Annotated in this window: 3 protein-coding genes; all 3 read left to right on the plus strand. The window is 55.1% G+C overall.

Annotated elements, in window-relative coordinates:
- A partial coding sequence (locus tag B2Y11_RS01990; RefSeq protein ID WP_291055492.1) for a DNA-directed RNA polymerase subunit beta' occupies nt 1-3,090 on the plus strand: 3,090 nt, incomplete at its 5' end.
- Between the two features lie 1,336 nt (nt 3,091-4,426).
- Nucleotides 4,427-5,209, plus strand: coding sequence for a hypothetical protein (locus B2Y11_RS01995; RefSeq protein ID WP_291055495.1), 783 nt, complete (start codon nt 4,427-4,429; stop codon nt 5,207-5,209).
- Nucleotides 5,206-5,937 carry a hypothetical protein gene (locus B2Y11_RS02000; RefSeq protein ID WP_291055498.1) on the plus strand — a complete coding sequence of 244 codons (732 nt, stop codon included), beginning with the start codon at nt 5,206-5,208 and terminating at the stop codon, nt 5,935-5,937. The genes B2Y11_RS01995 and B2Y11_RS02000 overlap by 4 nt, the downstream gene beginning before the upstream one ends.
- Nucleotides 5,938-5,968 lie beyond the last annotated feature (31 nt).

Raw genomic sequence — 5,968 nt, forward strand, 5'->3', positions numbered from 1 at the left:
AAAATGTACCAGTGCGGCCTGCCGAAAGAAATGGCCATCGAACTGTTCAAGCCATTCATCATGCACGAACTCATCAAGAGAGGCGTGGCAAGCAACCTGAAGGCAGCCCGTAAGAAAGTGGACAAGCTGGCTCCCGAAGTGTGGGACGTGCTGGGCGATGTAATCAAAGAACATCCGGTACTCCTGAACCGTGCGCCTACCCTTCACAGACTGGGCATCCAGGCCTTTGAACCTATCCTCTGGGAAGGCCGTGCCATCAAGCTGCATCCTCTGGTATGCCCCGGCTACAACGCCGACTTCGACGGTGACCAGATGGCCTGCCATCTGCCCCTGTCCGTGGAAGCACAGGCAGAAGCTAGAACCCTCATGCTTTCCATTAACAACATCCTTTCCACCAAGGACGGCAAACCGGTAGCCATTCCTTCCCAGGATATGATTCTGGGATCCTACTACCTTACCATTGTGGAAACTGCCAACGATGCGAAAGTCGATTTCACACCGGAAGAAAAAGCAGCAAACCCTAATGCGAAGTTTGACCCCATGAAACAGTGGAAAAAGGCAGAAGACGAAATGGATACATCCCGTCTCCATGCCTACACCGGATACGACGAAGTCATGCTGGCCTATGCCCTCCATGAAATCCGTGTCCACGATTTCATCAAAGTCCACATCCCCAAGGAAGATCGTCCCGACGGCTTCAATGAAGATGATAAAGACCTGGTTATCACCACCCCCGGCCGCCTCATTTTCAACTACGCTATTCCGAGAGAACTCCGTTTCTTCTACAAGCGTCATGAAAAGAGAGTAGACGAAAACGGCAACACCTACAAAGTAGTGAACAACGGCCTGGGCATTACCATCGGCAAGAAGCAGATGGGCAAACTGGTAAACGACTGCTTCAAGAAACTGGGCTTCAAAGCTACCGGCGACCTCCTGGACTCCGTGAAGGCCCTGGGCTTCCACTACGCCCTGGTTTCCGGTATTTCCATCGGTATCTACGACGTAGCCGTACCGCCTGAAAAGGACAAAATCCTGGAAGACGGCGACGAAAAGGTTGAACAGATTAAACGGTTCTTCCGCCGCGGCCTCATGACTGACGACGAAAGATACAGAAGAGTGGTCGAAGTATGGAGCAGGAAGACAGACGAAGTAGGCGCTGCCATGAAGAGCTCTATGGTAAAATTCAACCCCCTGACCATGATGGCCCAGTCTGGCGCCCGTGGTAACGATAACCAGATCAGACAGCTGGCCGGCATGCGTGGCCTTATCGCCGATACCTCCGGTAAGACCGTAGAACTGCCGGTTAAGGCAAACTTCCGCGAAGGCCTGACAGTCCTCGATTACTTCACCTCCTCCCACGGCGCCCGTAAAGGTCTGGCCGACACCGCCCTCCGTACGGCAGACTCCGGCTACCTCACCCGCCGTCTGGTAGATGTATCCCAGGACGTCATCGTCCGTGAAGAAGACTGCGACGTACAGGTACTGAACTTCGACAGGGAACAGAGCATCATCGCCTCCCAGCCGGAAGTAAAGAACCGCATTATGACCCTGAAGCCCCACCTCCTGGGAGCTGTTCTTGACGAAGACGTACTGGACAGAAGAAACGGACAGATCCTCCTCGTCAAAGGCAAGACCCTGGATGCTGATGACATTACCCTCCTCAACCACCATCTGGTAGAAGAAATCAAGGTCATCATCCCCTCCGTCGAAGGCGAAGAAGCAGAGCAGCAGCAGACCTTCAACCTGGGCACCACCGAAGCCGTAGCTGAATACAACCAGGCTATGCGCCACCACCTCACCGTCCACTTTGCAGGAAAGAAACTGGAAGAAGATGCCCTGGACCGTGAAGGAAACGTAGTCCTCCCTGCAGGCAGCGAAATCACCGCTGAAAATGCGGAACTCATTCTCTCCTCCGACATTCCCCTCATCAAAGTCCGCATGGACCAGATGGAAGGCGTGGAAGTCAGCAAGATCGAAGAAAACGGACAGCCCATCGAATCCCTGGCAGACCGCATTGCCGGCCGCTGCCCCCTGGAAGATGTGGTGAACCCTGAAACCGGCGAAATCATCGCTAAGAAGAACGAAGAAATCACCGACGATGAGGCAGCTGAAATCGAAAAATACTACGACAAGCTGAAAGTCCGCTCCATCCTTACCTGCCGCTCCGCCCACGGCGTATGCGCTAAGTGCTACGGCAGAAACCTGGCCACCGGCCGTCACGTGGAAATCGGCGAAGCCGTAGGCATCATCGCCGCCCAGTCTATCGGCGAACCGGGTACCCAGCTCACCATGCGTACATTCCATACCGGCGGCGTAGCTTCCGCAGAAGATATCACACAGGGTCTTCCCCGTGTCGAAGAATTGTTCGAAGCACGCAAACCAAAGGGCAATGCCACCATTTCCCGTATCGCCGGCACCGTTTCCATCACCTCCGCTGAAGATAACCCCAACGTCAAGGTCATCACCATCACCAACGATGAAGAAACGGAAAGCGAAAAGATTCCGGTAGCCAAGAAGATCTCCGTCCAGGACGGACAGCACATCGAAGCAGGCACCCGCCTCTTCGAAGGTAACGTGAACCCCCACGACATCCTGGCAGTTTTGGGCGTACAGGCTACCCAGAACTACATCGTTAAGGAAGTCCAGAAAGTATACAGAAGCCAGGGCGTAGAAATCAACGATAAACACATTGAAATCATCGTCCACCAGATGCTCCGTAAGATCAAGATCATCGATCCCGGAGACTCCGGCTGGCTCCCCGGCGAAACCGTGGATATCGTCGCATACCGCGGCACCAATGAACGCCTCGATGATGAAGGCAGAAAGAAAGCAGTAGGCGAAAACCTGCTCCTTGGTACCACCAAGGCAGCCCTTGCCACCGACTCCTTCCTCTCCGCCGCATCCTTCCAGGAAACCACCAGGGTCCTCACCGAAGCCGCTATCAAAGGCAAGGAAGATCCCCTCCTGGGCCTCAAGGAAAACGTCATCATCGGCAAACTCATCCCCGCCGGCACCGGCATGTCCCGCTACCGCAAGCTCAAAGTGGTTCACAACGACGAACCGCCGGCAGCTGAAGAAAAAGCGGAATAATATCATAAAAAAACAGCTCCTTTCAAGGGGCTGTTTTTTTTATGGACAAGCCCTGACGGGCTTGAGGGTTCAGGCGCCTTCGGCGCGGTCGGGACCGGGACCGGCGCGGTGCTTTCCAGTATTCCCGAAGGGGCCTGCGCCTTTGGCGCAGAGGGGCATATGGCATCCATCGGGCCTCCGGCCCTCGGTGCCAAGGGTTGTGTTCGCTCCGCTCAGGGGGCAAAGGCCGTGGTGGGCGCCTTTTAATTTATAGAAGGCGCCAGTATTATAAAACCATACAACCGCCCTGCGGGCGAGGGAAATGCATTCCCCCTTTGGTGCCTTACGGCACCACCTTCTCCCCGCAGTTCGGTGGGGCGGCAAAAGGAAAGCGCCTTAATGGGCAGGCTAGGCGCCTTACTTCGCCCCACTTGGAAGTCCTATGCAGGACCTCCACAGTGGGACTATGGGTGCTTAGCCATGGAGTCATGTCTCTGCAGGAAAGCGTAGAAACCTATTCTGCCCCCTGCATAGGGGTGGCAAGGGAACACGATTCGTAAGGNNTGACACGCTTTCCCGTGGAGAAGTCCGGCACAGCCCGGATAGGGGGTGGCGAGCATAGCGAGCCAATCCGCAGAATGCTTATCATGCCATATGGCACTGAAAGTAAATCCCGTAACGCTGACTTTATGTTCATCGCCCGTAAGGGCGATACCACAACCCTCGGGCCAAAGGGCCGTTGCCCCCTGAGCGAAGCGATACACAACCTGCCGCCGTCAGGCGGCCACAACCCTCGGGCCAAAGGCCCGTCAACCCTCACGCCGAAGGTGTGTCCAATGGCGCAGCCGGATAGGGGGTGGCGAGCGCAGCGAGCCAGTCAGCAGAATGCTTTTCATGCTCTATAACATAGAAAGCCAATCCCGTAACGCTGACTTTATAAGCATTGCCCCCTAAAGGGGAAACGACTCACTACATTTTGCGCGTCGCTAGCGCTCCTTCAAAATGTGTTCGCTGTGCACCGTAAGGGCAATCCACCACCCTCAGCGACGCAGGCGCTGTCGCCCCTTGAGCGCCAGCGAACACAACCTGCCGCCGTCAGGCGGCTACAACCCTCGGGGCGAAGCCCCGTCAACCTTCCCCTCTGAACCCTCTGAACCCTATGAACCCTCGGGCCAAAGGCCCGTCCTTGAACCCTCGCCCCTAAAGGGGAAACGACTCACTATGATTTGTGCGTCGCTTTGCTCCTTCAAATCATGTTCGCTGTGCACGCCGAAGGCGCGTCCAAATCCCTCTTGAGAATTTCCCCGTTTTTCTCTACAATAAAGAGAAAAAGGCATGAGCCTCGGAAGGAGCTTCTATGAGACGGCTTAGACATATAGCACTGGCGGCGGCATTGATGCTGGGGGGATGGCAGGCGGCTATGGCGGAGAATCTCACCATTTCCGGCCTGGGTACCCTGCCCCTTGGTGATACGGTTTCCGTTACCGACGGGAAGGATAATGTGCTGGGCGATTTATTCAAGAAGGAAACAAAGACAAAGGGCTACGGAAAAACGGCAAAAGCAGCCATGTGGTCCATCCTGGCCGTACCGCCGGGCATGAATATGTACCCCGAGAAGGGGCCCTATCCCTATGATTCCCTCCACATGTACCAGCTGGTGAAGAAAAACGTACAGGGTACCTATACGGCGGCGGTGATGGTATTTTCCGGCACAGAGGACGATTTCTTCCATGAAGGAAGGAAGAGGGACGCCCTTTTCTGGCGGGACGCTTTCCGGGAGGATGCAGGCCGGCCCACATCCCTCTTCGGTATGCCAAAGATATCCACCGCCGAATTCCAGAGTTTTCTGGACATGGTGCTAAAGGAAAAACGGGGGGACAGCCGGTCCGTTAAAATCCTCACCTTTACTCCCTGGCATGCCTTCAAAGACGACGACGGCACTTACCACTGGTCCCAGGAGGCAAAGGTCATCATAACCAATGAAAAAGGGCTGTCCTACCCTCTGTGGGTATACACCTCCCTTTACCGGCAGGGAAACCGGTACTTCCTTATCGAAGTCAACGGCAGCCACGAATCTGCTGACGCCCTGGGAGATACCATTCTCTATGGGCTTTATGGTTTGAAAAGGAGCGGCACATGAAGAAATTAGCGGCACTGGCCCTGGCGGCCCTGCTTCTGGCGGGAGGAAGCGCCTCGGCCTATGATATAGGGGCTCTGGCAGCAGAAAATCTATCCAAAAACTTTACCTATACCGATATTCCCGGCACCCAGATCCTGCATTTCGGCGGCGGGGAAATTCCCTACCACATGGGACAGCTCTCCATTATCCGGAAAAAAGCCCGGAAATTTTCCTCCGGCTACATTGTCCAGGCCAAACTTCCCAAAGTGCTGGCTGATCGCATGCGTCCCTATTTCCGCATGAATCTCACCGAAGAAGAATGGGAAGGCCTTGCGGAAATCAATCGGGAATTTCTGGACGAAAACTCCATTCTGCGCCGGGATATGAAGGACACTGTCATGAGCCTGGCTGCCAATGCCATGGGCCCGGTGGCGGAAAAACAGGTGACTGCGGAAATTTCGGAAATCGAACCTTTCCGCCGTCTCAGTGCCGATGAAACCTATGTCTACACCGCCGGCGCCCACGTCACCTACAGCCTCCAGGGCATGATCCTCCCCATGTACAGCCGGGCCTACTTCTTCCCCAGCGCCGACGGCATGAATCTTAACGTGCTCATCCTCTTCACCCCCGACGAAGGCAAAGGCCCCCTGGTCTATGCCATCGACGATCTGGCCAAGAAAGCGGCCATGGAAGAACTGCTGGGAGCTGACGGATATAAGGATCTGGGTGTGATACTGGGGAAGCACTGATTCATTTGCAGAGTCTGCTTTTATAAGAATT

Origin of the sequence: Dialister sp. UBA1703, from assembly GCA_002320515.1 — a bacterium.
Classification (GTDB): Bacteria; Bacillota; Negativicutes; order Veillonellales; family Dialisteraceae; genus Dialister.